Below are 16614 nucleotides of genomic sequence, written 5' to 3'. Positions count from 1 at the left end.
TAAACCTATCCTTGTGTGAAATTGGCTCCGCTTCCGGAGCTGGACTGCTGACTTTTCCGTATGGCAGCAAAAATTCTCCCCCCATGGCGTTCGCCAAATAGGCTGCCAAGCTCCCTTGATAAGACTGCGATTCCATCCATAAAAAAGCCCCAACCCGCATATATAGGTGTTATCTGCGCGAATCTGGTGGGGGAGGATATCATGAAACCGATGTTACCTGTTGAACATTATTTCGGTAAATTAGAACTTGTTTATTCATTTTATGGGGCTATGCCGACAGGTGTTAGCGTTTCAGAAACCGGGCGTATTTTCATTTGCTTTCCGAGATGGGGAGACGATGTTACCTTTACGGTGGCGGAAATTGTTGAGGATAGATTGCAGCCTTATCCCAGTATAGAAACCAATTTGGCAAACCAATGGAATATCACAATGTCTTTCATCAGTGTCCAAAGTGTGTTTGCTGATGGTAGGGGAACGCTTTGGGTATTAGATACAGCAGCACCAAATTCTACTGAACCTATTAAAGGCGGCGCAAAATTAGTCGCTGTAGATTTAAAAACAAACACAATAAGAAAGGTATATATATTTACAGAAGATGTTGTCCTGCCAACAACTTATCTGAATGATGTCCGATTTGATTTCCGTGTTGGTCAAGCAGGTTTTGCCTATATAACGGATTCATCTTCCAAAGGACCAGGAGCGATTATTGTCGTAGATTTAGCAAATGGAAATGCGTTTAGACGGTTGAATGGCGCAAATTCAACTTCACCCGATCCCTACTTTATACCGAAAGTGGAAGGTCAAATTTTGATGAACCGAAACAAGGACGGCTCGACTTCTCCCTTTAGAGTAGCCTCTGATGGGATAGCGATTTCCCCTGACGGTAAGCTATTATTTTTTTGTCCGCTGTCCAGTCGTCATCTGTACTCGATCTCGACAGAACGTATAAGAGACAGAACGATATCGGATATGGATTTGCGTTATCATGTGAAATATTGGGGAGAAAAAGGTGCGTCAGACGGAATGGTCACCGATGCAAAGGGAATCGTTTATGCCGGAGACTATGAAAACAACAGCATTCGAAAGATATTCCCGAATGGCCTAATGGAGACGATCGCACATCAACCGGGAATTTTATGGCCGGATACTTTCTCGATTGGTCCGGATCAATACTTATATGTTATTGTGAACCAATTACATCGGCAGGCAAGCTATCACTATGGAAAAGACCTGCGACAGAAACCTTATAGTTTACTCCGTCTGAAAATTGATGAATTGCCTGCTCCTACCTTTTCATAAAAAATAACAGTTTGATAACTATTTCTTTCACTAAGGTACGTATGCACTTCGCGATGCCCGCAGAAGAGCCAGGAATGATAAGGCGGTAATTGGGGGAATTTAGAGCGGTAGCACTGTGTCTCTCCGTGCATATGAAACAAGCTTTCCATCGGAGATCTCTGAGGAGGAACGTCTAACTTGACAATGCTTAAAAACAAACCGGATAAAATGCAGACGCCCATGCCGACTTCTTCGCCCACACTGGGCCAGTATCTTTTCGATTGTCTGAAAGCGGAAGGCATAACCGAAATTTTCGGCATTCCTGGCGATTATAATTTCAGCCTTCTGGATACATTGGAGGGCTATGAAGGAATCCGATTCATCAATGGACGCAACGAGCTGGGGGCTGGATATGCGTCTGACGGCTACGGACGGCTCCGAGGCTTGTCGGCGCTAATTACAACCTTCGGCGTTGGGGAGATGAGTGCCTGCAATACGGTAGCGGGAGCGAACAGCGAATACGTGCCGTTAGTGCATATCGTCGGAGCTCCGAAATCAATGGATCAAGAGGCGCATAAGCTGATGCACCATACGCTGCTGAACGGCGATTTCGACGTATTCCGGCAAATATACACGCACCTATGCGCCTATACGGCGATTTTGACACCGGAGAACGCCGAGCAGGAGATCCCGGCGGCCATACGCATAGCCAAGCGAACCCGCAAGCCGGTCTATCTCATGGTTGCGATCGATTTGGTTACAAAGCCCATCGTCCGTCGAACTATTCCGGAGGAGATGCAAAGCGCGACAAGCAAGCCTGCTCTTGAAGCAGCGATTCAGCATATTCGCGGGCTGTTGAACGGAACAAACAACGTGGTGCTGCTTTCGGACATGCTGACGCTCCGCTACGGATTCAGAGATGCCGTTCAGCAGTTGGCGCTGCGCTTAAACTTGCCAGTCGCATCTCTCCTGCTTGGCAAGAGCAGCTTTGACGAACGGCATCCCAATTATATCGGGGTATACGGCGGAGCTTTCGGCAGCGAACAGGTAAGAAATATCGTTGAAAGCGCAGACTGCATGATTGCGGTCGGAATGATCTGGACCGACATCAATTCGGCGAATAATACGGCGAAGCTCGATCGCCTTCGCCTCGTCGACATCCAGCCGGAGTTTGTACGGGTCGGAGAATCAATGTACGAGCAGGTTATGGCGGCGGATCTCATCGCTGCCTTGAATGCATGCGGCTGGACCCGAAGCGGACCTTTGCCTCAGATCTCCTTCCCGTATGATGAAATAATTGGCGAGCCTGATCAATTAATCCGGGCGGCAACGTATTATCCCCGCTTACAGAGTATGATGAAGGACAAAGATATTGTCGTGGTTGAGACTGGAACCTTTGCGTATGGAATGTCACAGGTGCGGCTTCCGGCGGGAGCCGATTATATTTGCCAACAGGGCTGGCAAAGCATCGGCTATGCAACCCCTGCCGCGTTAGGAGCATGTATCGCGGCACCGGACAGGCGTGTACTGCTGTTTACGGGAGACGGCTCTCTGCAGCTGACGGTTCAAGAAATCAGCACGATGCTGAGCAACGGCTGCCGGCCGGTTCTATTTATCCTCAACAACAGCGGCTACACGATCGAAAAATATTTGAACGTTAAGACTTCGAATCAGAAATACAACCAAATTCCCGCCTGGCATTATACGCAGCTGGCAGAAGCCTTTGGCGGAAAGGCGTTCACTGCTCAAGTGCGCACCAACCGTGAACTGGACGAGGTGATTGCTGCGGCAGAGCAAGCGCAAATAAATCAACTGTGCATCATTGAGCTGATTATCACTGACCAGCTGGATGCGCCGGATTATCTCATCCGCCTCCGCAAGCATTTGGAGGAACAGGAACGCGGGGGACGCTGAGCAGAAGTTTCGAGCCAGTCGAAAACAAACAATTACGCGACTATATTGATCGATATGTGTCAGACTGAATAGTATAGATCAATAAGAGTTAAAATGCCTAAAAAACCATCGCCAATGCTTGGCGATGGTTTTTTACGGTTATGCGTCGTCCGCTCTTACAAATGAGCCAGCAGGTTCGCCCGGATACCGGCAATGGTGTGATCAACAAGCAGCTTCCCGTCCTCGAAGACGACTTCAAGAATATCATCCGCCTGCTTCGCCGCATATTCCGCCACGCTCAGATTGTCGGTGAACGTCAGATTGCTGTCCTTTTCTTCGACCAGCACCAGACCTGTTTGCGATTTCTTGACTCCGCTGTCGGTCTTCGGATCCTTGTAAATCTTCCGTTCTTCGCCATTCACAATGGTGAAGGTGGATTTCAGCGCGAACCCGAACGTGTCCCGCGTATTGTACTGATACGTGTATGATCCGATTCCGAATACCATGTTGGTCGAAGCGAAGCCTTTGGCCGCAAGCTTCCCGCATATTTCACGGCAGCGCGCGATCGTGATGGCATCGCCATAGATGGCGCCGATGTGGCTGTCGAGCTGCTTGTAGCCTTTTCCCGTCACCGTACCGCCGAAAATATCCCAGAGAATCTCGATCACACCCTTGCGCTCGAACTCATGCGTGGAATCGGGATCGCCGCAGATGATTTTAACAGGATCCCCGCTGTCCGGGCGGATGACCACACGGCCGTCCCGGCTCAGAATATCCTCCTTCAAGCCGCGAATGACCACATCCAGAACGCTCCACAAATCCCAGGTATCCGATACGATGGAAACAAACCCGCTTGGATATACTTCTTTGATCAGGTAGCGGTAGGAAGCCATTTCGTCCGTGCCATGCGCGCACATCACGCTGTGCTCGGTCGCCGGAATCGAGGTGCCGACCAGTTCTTTCTCCATATTGGCATTATAGTAATCCTCCAGGAACAGGATCGACGGAATCGTATCGGTCCCCGTGAAGGAAATCAGATGCCCTGCGCCGCTGCCCTTGGCCGCCTCCAGCGAGCCCATGCCCCGCATCGAGAAGTCATGGCCCTGGAAGGGAACACCCGACGTGTCGCCATTGGTTTCCTTAGCGAACTGCTCCAGAATTTTGCGGTACTCGAAGGCAAGCGTCGCGCTTGTCGTCGGCATCCACAGCTGGCAGGACATCAGGGTTTCCAAATAATTCGTCAGCCAGAAAAATGCCGGTTTCGTGTTCTCGATCGTCAGCATCGGCACCTTGACCGGCACAAGCGTCCCTTCCTTGACCGCTTTGATCCTGATCGGCAGATAGCCCAGATCGTGCAGCTCTTCAATATGCGACGCATCGGGCTCGGCTGTGCCCAGTGCATATTGAATGACTCTTTTGTATTCATTCGTCACTTCCTCTTTGGTACGGGCGAAGAAATGCTCATTGAAATAGTGGATCAGATATTCCTTGATGAAGGCCTGGAAACCAAAGGCCACAACCCGGTCGACCGTCTCCAGGCGGCTGGTGCGAGCGGTCCAGGTAGAGTAGACCAGCTCCGTTCCTTTGGGATATTGATTCTTGTGACTGACCTTGTAGAAATCGCAGAGCAGGGTAGCTGGATAGACGAATGGCTGTGTCATGTTAGAAGCCTCCGATTTCAAATAGCTGAATTTTGTCATGACCGGCTTGATCGAGTATCGTGTTGGTAGTGAATACTTTATCTATCAGATCGGTTGTCAGGACTTTGCCCTGGTGGATCGACTTCTCGCAGTGGCCGACAAGCAGATAGACAGGGGATGCGCCGATCTCCCTCAGCTTCTCCGCGCTTCTGATGAATGTCCCGCCATAGGAGCAGAGATCGTCCACGATAATAACCTTGAACGGCTCTGCCGGGACTGTCCCGACGATATCCAGGCTCTGAATTTCCCCCGTCTGGAAATCGCGCGACTTGAAGCCGACCAGCTGCTTGTAGCCCTTCACCTTGCTGTAGCGTTTCTGCGCGCCTGCATCGGGGAAGAACAGATAATCCGTATCCCGGTCGAAGCCCACCTCAGCCGCCACCTGTTCCAGCAGCTCGACCGTCGGGTACATCGCCTTGCTCCGGTTCAACAGCGCCAGCGTCACATCCGAGTGGGGCTCGATTACGGTAACATCCTTAAATTGAAGCGAGTTTATCAGATTGGCTGCATGTTTCAACGTAAAAACCGATGCGCCCTCCACACGGTCCATACGACTGTAGGGCATGTAATAAATCAGCAGGGAAGCCGGCTTATCCCGTTCATCCAGCACACTCTTTACAAACATCAGCTTGATCAGATCAGTGTCATTCTCGTATTTGAACGATATGGCGTTAAGATCCTGAATATTGGCGCTGATCGATTCGCCATCCACCAGCGTTTCGCCGTTGGGGAAGGTTCTGAACGCCAGTTCCACTCCGTTTAACTGAATCATCTCGGGTCACGCTCCTTGATTCATAATCGCCGGCGCCGCCTGCAAATTCAACTATTAACCATATATTGACAGCCTCGGCTCAAGACCTGTGAACCGGTACAGCTGTGCGGCGCGCTGGGAATACAGATTGGACTGCTTCAGCCCGCCATTCCCATCCCGGACTTCCTCAATAATGCCTTGGCGGCTCTGGGTGGATGTGATCTTGCGGATAAAGTTCTGCTCCTGAAAGTCCGGCACGACGGTCTGGATGACCTGGTAAAGCTCGCTGATCGTAAATTCCTCCGGCAGCAGCTCCCGGGCAATCGTCGTCGTGAGCATCTGCTGGCGGATCTCGCCCAAGGCGTCCTCCAGAATCTGCCGGTGGTCAAAAGCCAGATCCATCTTCAGCGCTTCCTCTACCGGAAACAGCTGGACATCTGCGGCATCGACCGAAGCCCTGCGCCTTTGCAGCACCCGCTCATTGACCAGCGCTAGAAAAGCATGCGAGATGATCCAGCCTCTCGGGTCGCGGCCCGGCTCGCTGTATACATTGAAGTATTCGATATGTACATCGTCCACGCCGGTTTCTTCCTTGAGCTCGCGCCTCGCGCAGTCGTACACGGTTTCCGTATCCAGCGTGAAGCCTCCCGGAAGGGCCCAGGCCCCCTCGTAAGGCCAGATTTTGCGCTGGATCAGCAGCACCTGCAAATCCCGCTTCGGCAATGATTTTTTGAGCGTACCCTTTTCGGTGGAAACAATAGTGAAAATAACAATGTCCGTGGGCGCACCGTCCGGTGTCCGATAGCGGCTTGCTTCGTAATTGGATTCATTTTCTGCCATAGAGACCCTCATCACCGCCGTTCTGTATTTTTAATTCGATAATGTCATTATGACATAATTAAATGAGATGTCAAGGAATTATTATAAAATATCGATCCCTCATTCATAATTCGAAAAACAAGAAGAGATAACCCCGACGCGCTCGCGTTGAGGTTATCTCTTCTTTCGGGCTATTCCGTCAATTCCTGCGCATCCGAATTTCTAAGGGTGTTTAACGGTTGAAATTTTTTATATCTCTGCTTTTCGATTGAATTAGCTATTCTGGCCATAATCATACAGAACGTGACTGCGAATATAACAAGACTATAAAAACCGGCGCCAATGCCTATGCCCACTCCGCCAACGAATAGAATCATGGCGGCCGAGGTAAGTCCCTTGACCTTCAAGCCGTCTTTAAGGATAACGCCCGCACCTAAAAAGCCCAGCCCCGACACGATTTGAGCAGCCAGACGCATCGGATCCATCATCGTGCGCTCAAACGAGGCGCTGAACCTCCCTACGCTGTATATGGAAATCATTGTAATCAATGCGCTTGCAACACATACATACATATTGGTTTTCAAGCCGGCAGGCTTGCTTTTGGATTCCCGATCCCATCCGATAATGAATCCGAGAAAAGCGCTAAGAATGATTCGAATGTAGGTTTCGTATTGTTGAGTAAAATGAAGAATTATATATTCTTCGGCCCCATGGTATATATTGTCCAACCACATCGTCTCCCTCGTCCGAAATGATGGCTTCTCGTTACGGTTGATCCACCACTACCAGCAGGGAAGAAAACACGTCTCTTGCAACTCCAGGTGTATTGACTCCATCCACCTTGTTGATTGGCGTATTCTTGATTTCGTATTCGCCCTCATTCAACGTCACTGCCGTAGATGAGCCTCCCCCATCCATATTCAAAGCCTGATAGGCACCCAGCTCCTTCATATAAAGCCCCAACTCCTCGATGTAAAATCCGGTGGAGCCGTTGGCGCCACGGCCATCGACCACCGCGAAGAATACGCTGCCGTCGCTGCGGATGCCTGCTGCCGTTCTCGGATGGCGGTCGGAGTGCCGGTAGTACGTCTGCTCGTCATAATTCGGATCGCCCGGGTCCGAAATGACAAGTCCGTTAAAGTCCTGAGCTACGCCGTTCTTCACCATCCAGTATTGTCCTCCGGACGCTTCGTACAAATCATCCTTGTTGTTCTCCCAATCAGCTCCGTAGTTTCCAATCATCGCGGCTCCGTCATCCTTGATTCCGAAAAATCCGTGGAACGGATAATCTTTACCGTCGGCCCCGGGGACGCGGATCCCGTTGATTATGGAAGAACCGTCCTTGATCATATAGCCTTCCGGTCCTTGTTCTGTATAGAACTCACCGTTGACGCCGGCAACGACCTCTGCCCCCGGTATGACGGTTGTTGACGCTTGTACGGCAACATTTGCTTTGATGATATCGTGGCCTTCGGCGTCCACCGTGCGAATGTAGTTGCCACTGGCGTCCGTCGGTGGAATCTGATTATTTTTCACGCCGACGATAATATGATTTTGCGGCAAGCTGATATCGACATCGATAATATTCGCTTTCTGAACGTTTCCATTGACATCGACAAAGTCCATCTGTCTATGCTCTACGCCAGTTGAGAGCTCAACCGTTTCGTCTTTCAGCACCCTGTAAATGATCGGGTTTGGTTCCGGCGAGGGAAGTGCGCCGAAAAATTGCAAAACAGGGCGTTCCGACACCGGGTCCATTTCCCATATCCGCTCAAAATTCCAGCCTAACGTCGTTTCATACGCAGCCTGCAAGCCAAGCGCCGCGTCGGTCACGGATAATCCTTTGTTGTTGCTGGAGGTTCCGCCGGTCACAACCGCGCCCTGGACGAGCGCATTGGACGAGGCGATATTGTTCTGGAATACCGGGCTTCCGTTCACACGCCCCGCAATTCTTGAAATTGTGCTGCCGCTGCCATTGTTGATCGTACCCGCCAGCAGCGCATTGTTCCGGATGACTGCGCCCGTGTATGCGTAGGCCGAAATGCCTCCGGTATTGTTCACTTCGGAGTAAACGCTGGGCTTCGCGTAAGACGATTCCAATGTCGAGCCGCTTTCCGACACAGCCACCAGAGCTCCGCTTTCCACCTTCGCTTTTGCAATGATATCGGTGTAGCAGTTCTTGACGATACCGTAATTATGTACGGTGATGCCCGCGCTCCGGTAACCGCCGGCAACGACGCCGGTAACGAAGCTTTCCCGTATCGTCCCATGGTTCTCGGCGGCTATTCCGCCCGCCCAGTGGCTGGCATCCTCACTGCTGCCGACGACGGCCGCATCAAGAAGCCCAAGCCTTTCGATGATGCCGTTATTGACCAAAATAAACGCCGCTTTCGGATGACTTGCGTCCGCCGCGACAGTCAGACCGGAAATGATATGGCCATTGCCGTCCAACGTCCCGCTGAAAGAAGTGATCGGAACGAAATTACCAGTCAGCTTTATATCTTCTGTCAGCCTGTAATCTCCATTCGGGTTGCTGCGGAGAAGGTTCAGGTCAGCTGCCGTCGCAATCCCGACATCCCTGCTCTCCTGCACCTCTCTTAATATGGGCCGGTCAAGGACGGAACTCATTTCCCATACGGAGTAGAAATCCCAGCCCAAGGTAGCTTCATAGGTGTTCTGCAAGCCAAGCGCAGCGTCGGTCACGGACGCTCCCTGATTATTGCTTAAGGTACCGCCTGTCACAGCCGCGCCTTGGACAAGCGCGCTGGACGAGGCGATATTGTTTTGAAGGGTGGGGGTCCCGTTCAGCCGTCCGGCAATCCGCGCAATATTGCTATTGCTGCCATTGTCAATCGTTCCCGCCAGCAGCGCGTTGTTTCGGATGACGGCGCCCGTATAGGCATAGGCGGCAATGCCCCCCGTGTTGTTCGTATCGGAATGGACAGCGGGTACCGCATAAGAGGATTCCAGCATCGAGCCGCTTTCCGACACCGCTACCAGCGCTCCGCCTTCCACCTTGGCGCTGACGGTGGCTGCGGAATAAACATTCCTGACGATATGATGGTTTGTGATTGCGATGCCCGCGCTGCGATAGCCGCCGATAATAGAGCCCGTAACGAAGCTTTCCTGGATCGTTCCGTTATTCGTCCCGACGATGCCGCTGGCCCAATAAGCGGAATTCGTATCAAGACCGGTAATGTCCACATCCGTGAACCCTATCCTCTCGACAACCCCCTCATTGTCGACAATGAAGGCCGCCTTGGGCTGACTGGCATTCGACGTTATGGTCAGGTCTGAAATGATATGGCCGCTGCCGTCCAATGTACCGCTGAACGAAGCGATCGGAAGGAACTCCCCGGTTAAATCGATGTCGGCTGTCAGCTGAAAATCGCCGGAAGGGTTGCTGCGGATTTGCTCCAGATCTGCCTGGCTATCGATAGAGATGACGGCATCCGCGGTTGCTGCTTGCGGAAATTGAAGGACTGAAATCGTATACATGATCAAAATAAAGGATAAGAGCAAATGAGCTATTCTCTTTGAACCTTTCATCCTATCTCCTCCTGGTCTTCTAATGAACCCGGTTCAATCCTTATCCAGCCAAACCGGTGAGGTAGCCGCGAATTCGCCGTCCTCCTGATAAATCTTCGCAAAATAGTAACGATCCTTGCATGGCAGCAAAACCTTGCACGCCAGCGACTTGCCGTTATGCTCGATCGTATGGAGCACCTGTCCATGCTCGCCGATGATCTCTGCCCTGACGATGCGGCTGCCCGTATCGACGCCGAATAGCGCCTTGATATCGATATCAATCGTCTCGCTGCGCGGGATGCGTGATCCCATAATAGCGCCGTTCACCTTGAACCACACCTTCAAATGAAGAGCTGACGTAAAATAAACGCGTTGATGCCGGACGGCGTCGTAGAAATGCTCTCTTGTCAACCGGTCGACCAGAACCGCCGTCCGCAGCGTATTTTCCGTTCCCCATTGCCCGTGATGATTATCCTGATTGCCTGCCGGAGCCACATGCCATCCCTTGTCCAGCGCCATCACATAATAATAGAGTCCGCCAAGCTCTTTCGATTCGATCGTGTTGATTTCGAGCAAATGCAGCACTTCATCCAGCTTCGGATCGTAGGGGGCAAATCCGTCCAGATGGCGGTTGCCGCAGGACCAGGGATGATTCCATTGCTGGATCGAATCGGGATATTGCTTCACGGTTTCGTAATAGGTCGGAATGTCGTTGTAGTCGGTTTCATAGGCGTTTATAAAAAAGTCCATATTGTATGTGTTCATATGGCCGAACTGGTTGTACCAGGTCGTTTCCGCGCCGAACAGGGCGAGGAAAGCGCCGTCTTCGGTTTTCTTGTCGGCCATCCGCTGAATATCCACCCATTTGCGGCTTTTTTCCCAGTCCAGATAATGATCGTAGAGATTGCTGTGCTCCGTTACAGCCAGAAAATCAAGACCGGCCGTATACCGCGCATAATCGTAAGCCTGCTCCGGAACTCCAATCCCGTCCGAAAATCCGGTATGGCTGTGCAAATTGCCAAAATAGATTTCATATTCAGCGTCGGCCGGGGCTGGCAAAGCGTCCGGACAGGGCTTCGGCGCAGGCAAGGGCGACCTCTTGACGAACGCCAGCCAATCGATCATCAATTGCTGACCCGGCGCTGCATCTGTAATGACGAGATAAATGTCGTGTACGCCCGTAAGCAGCAGCGGATTGTCATGCTCCAGGCGGCCGGCCAGGATGGACCATCGTTTCCATTGCTTAAACAGAACGATTTCACCTATTTTGGGGCCGTTAAGATCGTCCACTCTTGCTTCCAGAGTGATTTGCTTCGATTTGTCCAGGTCCGTAAAGCCGAATTGTCCGCGCAGCTGATCCACTCCGGCTTCCGTAAAGTCCACGCTGCGGTAAACCAGATAGCTGGCGGTTTCCCCGCCAGCCAGCACACGGTCCCGCTGCCCGGGTTCGATATCCTCAACCTCCGTTTCGGCGAATCCGTATGCATTGTCGAAGGCAAGCGCGGAAAACTTCCCGGGCGAGACTTTATTCGGCGCAGCTTGCCGTATAGCCGATTCGTGGCCGTACAATTCAAAATGGCGGATCCTCGCGGTCTCCCCTGTCGAGCAATATGTAACGGTGACCCTGACATAACGGGCCGTTATGGATACGTCGTACCGCTCGCCTCTTTCATCGGACACCGTACTGTCTTCCTTCTCGATTACGGTTTGCCAGTTCAGATTGTCCTGGCTGCATTCGACAAAATAATGCGTATAGCCGTCCGGACCGGCAGCCGTGCAAATTGCGATCCGTTCGATGTCGCAGCAATTGCCCAGATCGAGCTTCCACCACTTGTAATAAGGCTCTCCCGCCCAGAATGAATCGTCCCTGCCGTCGATTGCATTGCCCGCTTCGAAGCCTTCGATCTCGTGCTCCGCAGTAGCGGCTTTGCCTTCACTGAGCAGCACGGCCTGCTTGAAATTTTCTTGATCATTGATCTCGCTCATCGCTATTCACCCATTCAACAGTTTTGTCTTAGCCTTTAACGGCTCCCATCATGACGCCTTTTACAAAATGCTTCTGGACCAATGGGTAGAGCAGCAGCATGGGAATGCTCGACACGACGATTACCGCGTATTTCATTCCTTCGACCAACAGCTGCTGCTCAACGAGACTTTCACCATCGCCTCCGGTCATGGAAGCCATATCCTCCTGGATCAGTATGCTTCGGATGACCATCTGCAGCGGCATCCTCCAGTGATCGTCCAAATAAATTAACGCCGGAAAATACGAATTCCAGTGAGCGACGCCGTAATACATCGTCATGACGGCAATAATCGGCATGGACAACGGGAGAATGACGCTCGTAAGGGTCTTAATATTGCCGCAGCCGTCGATAAAGGCGGCTTCCTGCAATTCGTAGGGTATGGAGGTTTGAAAATAAGTCCGCATAATGATCAAATTCCATACGCTGACGGCGCTCGGAATGACCATCACCCACAGGTTGTTGTACAATCCGAGCATATTTTTGTAGACCAGATAAGTCGGAATCAGACCGCCGTTAAAGAGCAGCGTGAATGTGAAAATCAATACAAGCACATAGCGGCCTTTGAAATCTTTGCGGGACAGCGGGTACGCGCCCATCGTCGTCATCACGATATTGATGCTTGTCCCAAGAACAAGGTAAATCAGGGAATTTCGATAGCCCATCAAAATATCGGGATTTTGAAATACTTTCTCATAAGCGTTCAGCGTTACATGCTTCGGCAGCAGCCACAGCTCCCCCTTTACGATGAAAAGAGGGTCGCTGAGGGATGCGCTTAGAATATACAGCAGCGGGTATAACGTAACCAGCATAATGACCGTAAGGATCGCATATATCGTAATATCATACAGGCGGTCTCCCCGGCCTGCTGTTTTTGCGTATTCCATCGCTCGATTCCTCCCTTCACCACAAACTGGTGCCGCCAACCCTCTTGGCCAATTGATTCACAATAATAATCAGTCCGAAATTAATCACCGAATTGAACAGCCCCACCGCAGCGGAAAAGCTGAACTGCGAGCCGAGCAGGCCCATCTCGTATACATAGGTCGAAATCACGCTGGACGAGGTGTGGTTCAGCTCGTTCTGCAGCAGGTATATCTTCTCGAAGCCGATATCCATGATCGTACCGAACTGAAAAATCAGCATGATGACAGCCGTCGGGATCAAGCAGGGAATCGCAATATGGATCAGACGCCGAAGCTTGTTCGCGCCGTCGATCATCGCCGCCTCGTACAGATGCTTGTCAATGCCGGCCAGTACCGCAATATACAGGACGGAGCTGAAGCCCATGTTCTGCCATATATCCGATAACACATAAATCGGCTTGAACATCCCTGGCTCCGTCATAAAATAAATCGGCTCTCCGCCGAACAAGCGGATCACATTGTTCACCAGGCCCGTCGAAGGCGAGAGAAAAGCGATAACCATACCTGCCAGCACCACGGTGGATAGGAAATGCGGCATGAAGGTAATGGACTGCACGCTTTTTTTGAACCATTTGCCGCGGACCTCGTTGACAAGCAGAGCGAAAATGATCGGCATCGGAAAGCCGACGAGGATTTGGAAGAAGCTGATCTCGACGGTATTTTTGATCAACGTCCAGAACTGGTAGTTATGGAAGAAACGAATGAAATGCTTCATTCCGACCCAGTCGCTGCCCCAAATCCCCTTCGAAGCGGAGAAATCCTTGAATGCAATCAGAATGCCGTACATCGGCAAATATTTGATGAGCAGAAAATAAACGACTACCGGCAGCACAAGCAAATATAAATCCCAATTCTTGCGAATAGAGCGAGGCACTAAAACCTTGGAAGCTCCTCCCTCCGAACCTGATGTCATGTGAGCACCCCTTCAGCAATCAGCTATTCGTATAACGGTCGAATGCAGCTTTATAAATGTTCTGCAGGTCATCAAGACCCATTTTCTTCAATTGGCCCACATATTTATCGAATTCGTCGAGGGATGTTTTGCCTTGCACAAATTCCGCGGTGCGCTGGCTGACCAGACCATAAATATCCGACTCCAGCGTAAGCTTGTCAGCCGATTCTTCAGCCGTAAAGCTGAATGGCGCCCACAGCCCGTCAGGTAAATAAGGTCTCAGTTTTTCCGCTGCAGCTTTGGCCGAAGGCTCGGTCTCCCCGCCTTTGAAATAATCTTCGAGAATGAGGGTAGGCAAGGAACCGCCTGCGTATGGAACATACTTGGAGACGACCTGATCGAAGGATGAGCCCTCGGGGATATTCCCGACGATTTCCGGCAGGAAATCATATTTGCCGTCGGCATTTTTCTGATAAGTCTTGCCTTCCAGTCCCAGGTACAGCATTCTGATGCCTTCGTCGCTGTAGAAGTAATCGATCCAGCGCATGGACGCTTCGGGGTATTTGTTCGTTTTGCTGATCATGAAGGCGCCTCTGGCACCGATATGTCCGCGGGCGCTTGTATAAAGCTGGTCTCCATTCGGACCGGCAAGCGCTTTGTCAAGACCGGCAAAGTCGTCCGCGTTCGTATTGGCCCGGGCAATGACATTGCTGAACGAGAAACTCCCCACTTGATTTTGCTCATTTTTCGCCAGCACGTTCGTGCCGCTGTTTGTGAAAATCTCCTTGTCGATCAATTGTTCCGAATACAGCTTATGCAGGTAAGCCAGCAATTCCTTGTAGCTTTGGCTGGCGGGGAAGTAGCGAAGCTCGCCCGAATCGGGATCGACATCCCAGCTGCTGTTCCCCGTGCCCTTGTCGCCAAGCCCGAAGGCGCCCTGCAGTACCAGCATAATATCGTCGATAGAATCGGCCGTGAGCGGAACTTCATCCTGTTTCCCATTGCCGTTCGGATCTCCGTCGCGGAATGCCTTCAATACGTCGTACAGCTCGTCCGTCGTCGTCGGCATCTTCTTGCCGATCTTCTTCAGCCAGCTCTCATTGAGAAACAGCTTTTTCGTAATCTCGATGCTCGGAGAATCGGTGAGGTTTGGCAATGCGTAGATACTGCCGTCCGCAGTAGCAATTCCTTTTTTTACATCCGGATACTTCTCCATGACCGTTTTGAAATTCGGCGCATATTTGTCGATTAGATCGTTTAATTTGAGGAAGGAGCCGTCTGCGCCGTATTTGTCGATATCATTGTCCGGCATTTTCGTTCGGAAGAAAATATCCGGAAGCTGATCACTGGCGAGCGCCAAATTTCTTTTTTCCGTTATATCCGCACTCGTATTTTCATCCCAGTCGATATGGATGCCGGTCATCTTCTCGTATTCCTGCCAGACCATGATGTCATTCCATTCCGTCGGCTGTGCCGGGCTTAACAAGACCATAGCGGACAGCGTAATCGGCTTGTTCACGATCGGAAGCCCCGTTTCATTCAGCGGGCTAGCATTGACCGTTCCTGAACCGGAAGCGGGTGTATTCGTACTCGTACTCGTATTCGTTTCGTCGGACGTAGACGAGCCATTCTCGCTGCAGGCGGTCAGCGAAGCAACTACAATCAGAAATAGGATAACCATGACGCTGGATAAAGCTTTTTTCAAGCAAATACCTCCTAGTAGATTGGTTTGCACTCCTCGGATCAACTTTAGAGTCTGAATTATACAAATTTTCACAATATTCTGATATTAATGCCTATTAATATCGCGATTGGACTGCCCCTGCAATCTATGTTCTCTATGATATTTCTGCAAAGAACTCCCCCTTCCACTTTGTTTCTCCAAAGTTATATTCAGAAAAATCCGGCCGTTCTATGAACGACCTGGATTTTATCATCCCCGAAAACCGGTCTTCTTCGATCTACCGTCCGTCCGTATGCTCCGAATATGCGCCGTCGTAGTGCGCTTTTTTTCTCAATGTTTGCTTATACTTGTATTTGTACGTATCACTGCGGATATAGCTTTCACAGTATTCGACGGGCCGGTTCTGGGCTGTCGTCACCCGCGTAAGATGCAGGACGGCCGTGTTTTTCTTAAGCTGAAGCAATTTTGCGATATCGGCCGGGCAATTAACGGCTTCGGACTCCACCTCAGCCTCCTCCGCCATCAGTCCCGAACAACGGAAAATCGTGAAGTACAAACCCTCCTTCTCCAGCTGCTTCTCATCCGCCCCCTCCATGAGGGAGCAAGGTGTATACGCCCTTTCCCAGGCAAACAGCTCGCTGCCGATTAACCGCAGGCGCGTAATTTCATATACACTATCGGTGTCGGATATGCCGAATATTTGTTTCAAGGCACTTGTGGGGCTGCACTTCCTGAAACTGAGAAGCTGGAAATCGGAAGACAGTCCTTCCTTCTCAATTTCGTGAGATAAGCTGTAATTGCTCGAGAGCTCGTTCACGAATTTGGGCAATGATACAAAGGTACCTTTGCCCTGCTTTCGGACCAGATAGCCTTCCTGCACCAATTCCTTGAGCACTTCCCGCACTGTAATTCGGCTGACTCCATATTCATCGCACAGCTCCCGCTCGCTTGGAATTTGGGAGCCCGGGGACCAGAATCTGTTTTCGATTTTTTCGTGCAGTTTGCTGCGCAACTGATATTGCAAAGTCACCGGCAATGATTCATCTAACACAACCATTCCTCCATAAAATTTTGATTTCAGGCAAGGTATATATCCTCTAGTAGTTCTCGTTAGGTGGT

Annotated in this window: 12 protein-coding genes; 2 read left to right on the top strand and 10 right to left on the bottom strand. The window is 51.0% G+C overall.

Annotated elements, in window-relative coordinates:
* Positions 1-201 precede the first annotated feature (201 nt).
* Both AC0YOB_RS23640 and AC0YOB_RS23635 read left to right on the top strand, forming a co-directional pair.
* On the top strand, positions 202-1299 hold the full coding sequence (locus tag AC0YOB_RS23640) for an L-dopachrome tautomerase-related protein (RefSeq protein ID WP_475794846.1): 1098 nt from the start codon (positions 202-204) through the stop codon (positions 1297-1299).
* 183 nt (positions 1300-1482) lie between these two features.
* Positions 1483-3192, top strand: coding sequence for an alpha-keto acid decarboxylase family protein (locus AC0YOB_RS23635; protein ID WP_475794956.1), 1710 nt, complete (start codon positions 1483-1485; stop codon positions 3190-3192).
* 155 nt (positions 3193-3347) lie between these two features.
* Here the strand turns inward: AC0YOB_RS23635 and AC0YOB_RS23630 are convergent, their stop codons facing one another.
* The 10 genes from AC0YOB_RS23630 to AC0YOB_RS23585 all read right to left on the bottom strand — a co-directional run bounded on the left by AC0YOB_RS23630 (position 3348) and on the right by AC0YOB_RS23585 (position 16546).
* Positions 3348-4832: a nicotinate phosphoribosyltransferase gene (locus AC0YOB_RS23630; protein ID WP_475794845.1), complete on the bottom strand. Its 1485-nt coding sequence runs from the start codon at positions 4830-4832 to the stop codon at positions 3348-3350.
* Position 4833: 1 nt separating this feature from the next.
* Positions 4834-5643: a ribose-phosphate pyrophosphokinase gene (locus AC0YOB_RS23625; RefSeq protein ID WP_475794844.1), complete on the bottom strand. Its 810-nt coding sequence runs from the start codon at positions 5641-5643 to the stop codon at positions 4834-4836.
* A 54-nt stretch (positions 5644-5697) separates the two neighbouring features.
* Entirely contained in the window at positions 5698-6462 is a 765-nt protein-coding gene (locus tag AC0YOB_RS23620; protein ID WP_475794843.1) for an NUDIX domain-containing protein, read from the bottom strand.
* A gap of 170 nt (positions 6463-6632) precedes the next feature.
* Positions 6633-7169 carry an MgtC/SapB family protein gene (locus AC0YOB_RS23615; protein ID WP_475794842.1) on the bottom strand — a complete coding sequence of 179 codons (537 nt, stop codon included), beginning with the start codon at positions 7167-7169 and terminating at the stop codon, positions 6633-6635.
* A 37-nt stretch (positions 7170-7206) separates the two neighbouring features.
* Positions 7207-9990 (bottom strand): phosphodiester glycosidase family protein, encoded by a 2784-nt coding sequence (locus AC0YOB_RS23610; protein ID WP_475794841.1) that lies wholly within the window; start codon positions 9988-9990, stop codon positions 7207-7209.
* 33 nt (positions 9991-10023) lie between these two features.
* On the bottom strand, positions 10024-11955 hold the full coding sequence (locus AC0YOB_RS23605) for a CehA/McbA family metallohydrolase (protein ID WP_475794840.1): 1932 nt from the start codon (positions 11953-11955) through the stop codon (positions 10024-10026).
* Between the two features lie 28 nt (positions 11956-11983).
* Complete coding sequence (locus tag AC0YOB_RS23600; RefSeq protein WP_475794839.1) at positions 11984-12880, bottom strand: carbohydrate ABC transporter permease; 897 nt, start codon at positions 12878-12880, stop codon at positions 11984-11986.
* 16 nt (positions 12881-12896) lie between these two features.
* Positions 12897-13832 carry an ABC transporter permease gene (locus AC0YOB_RS23595; protein ID WP_475794838.1) on the bottom strand — a complete coding sequence of 312 codons (936 nt, stop codon included), beginning with the start codon at positions 13830-13832 and terminating at the stop codon, positions 12897-12899.
* Between the two features lie 19 nt (positions 13833-13851).
* Complete coding sequence (locus tag AC0YOB_RS23590) at positions 13852-15516, bottom strand: extracellular solute-binding protein (protein ID WP_475794837.1); 1665 nt, start codon at positions 15514-15516, stop codon at positions 13852-13854.
* A 256-nt stretch (positions 15517-15772) separates the two neighbouring features.
* A complete protein-coding gene (locus AC0YOB_RS23585; protein WP_475794836.1) occupies positions 15773-16546 on the bottom strand; it encodes a GntR family transcriptional regulator in 774 nt (257 codons plus the stop codon).
* Positions 16547-16614: the final 68 nt, after the last annotated feature.

The sequence above is a fragment of the Paenibacillus sp. JT31N17 genome (assembly GCF_056269255.1).
Note: the sequence above shows the minus strand (reverse complement) of the source record. Positions and strands in the feature narration are given on the sequence as shown.